Below are 1,606 nucleotides of genomic sequence, written 5' to 3'. Positions count from 1 at the left end.
TTATGAGCTAACTCATAACTCTTTATTGGAGAGTTTGATCCTGGCTCAGGACGAACGCTGGCGGCGTGCCTAATACATGCAAGTCGAGCGGATCTTCATTAGCTTGCTTTTGAAGATCAGCGGCGGACGGGTGAGTAACACGTGGGCAACCTGCCTGTAAGACTGGGATAACTTCGGGAAACCGGAGCTAATACCGGATAATCCTTTCCCTCACATGAGGGAAAGCTGAAAGACGGTTTCGGCTGTCACTTACAGATGGGCCCGCGGCGCATTAGCTAGTTGGTGAGGTAATGGCTCACCAAGGCAACGATGCGTAGCCGACCTGAGAGGGTGATCGGCCACACTGGGACTGAGACACGGCCCAGACTCCTACGGGAGGCAGCAGTAGGGAATCTTCCGCAATGGACGAAAGTCTGACGGAGCAACGCCGCGTGAGCGATGAAGGCCTTCGGGTCGTAAAGCTCTGTTGTCAGGGAAGAACAAGTACCGGAGTAACTGCCGGTACCTTGACGGTACCTGACCAGAAAGCCACGGCTAACTACGTGCCAGCAGCCGCGGTAATACGTAGGTGGCAAGCGTTGTCCGGAATTATTGGGCGTAAAGCGCGCGCAGGCGGTTCCTTAAGTCTGATGTGAAAGCCCCCGGCTCAACCGGGGAGGGTCATTGGAAACTGGGGAACTTGAGTGCAGAAGAGGAGAGCGGAATTCCACGTGTAGCGGTGAAATGCGTAGAGATGTGGAGGAACACCAGTGGCGAAGGCGGCTCTCTGGTCTGTAACTGACGCTGAGGCGCGAAAGCGTGGGGAGCGAACAGGATTAGATACCCTGGTAGTCCACGCCGTAAACGATGAGTGCTAAGTGTTAGAGGGTTTCCGCCCTTTAGTGCTGCAGCAAACGCATTAAGCACTCCGCCTGGGGAGTACGGCCGCAAGGCTGAAACTCAAAGGAATTGACGGGGGCCCGCACAAGCGGTGGAGCATGTGGTTTAATTCGAAGCAACGCGAAGAACCTTACCAGGTCTTGACATCCTCTGACAACCCTAGAGATAGGGCGTTCCCCTTCGGGGGACAGAGTGACAGGTGGTGCATGGTTGTCGTCAGCTCGTGTCGTGAGATGTTGGGTTAAGTCCCGCAACGAGCGCAACCCTTGATCTTAGTTGCCAGCATTCAGTTGGGCACTCTAAGGTGACTGCCGGTGACAAACCGGAGGAAGGTGGGGATGACGTCAAATCATCATGCCCCTTATGACCTGGGCTACACACGTGCTACAATGGATGGAACAAAGGGTCGCGAAGCCGCGAGGTGAAGCCAATCCCATAAAACCATTCTCAGTTCGGATTGCAGGCTGCAACTCGCCTGCATGAAGCCGGAATCGCTAGTAATCGCGGATCAGCATGCCGCGGTGAATACGTTCCCGGGCCTTGTACACACCGCCCGTCACACCACGAGAGTTTGTAACACCCGAAGTCGGTGGGGTAACCTTTATGGAGCCAGCCGCCTAAGGTGGGACAGATGATTGGGGTGAAGTCGTAACAAGGTAGCCGTATCGGAAGGTGCGGCTGGATCACCTCCTTTCTAAGGATATTGCCTATTGGCAATCGGAATGCG

At 55.0% G+C, this 1,606-nt stretch carries 1 rRNA gene; it reads left to right on the top strand.

The window, feature by feature from the left end:
• Window positions 1-22: 22 nt before the first annotated feature.
• Window positions 23-1,573 (top strand): 16S ribosomal RNA (locus M3204_RS23415).
• The last annotated feature ends 33 nt before the right edge of the window (window positions 1,574-1,606 follow it).

It is taken from the genome of Mesobacillus subterraneus (genome assembly GCF_023715485.1).
Classification (GTDB): domain Bacteria; phylum Bacillota; class Bacilli; order Bacillales; family Cytobacillaceae; genus Mesobacillus; species Mesobacillus subterraneus_B.
This window is presented reverse-complemented; position numbering and strand designations above follow the sequence as displayed.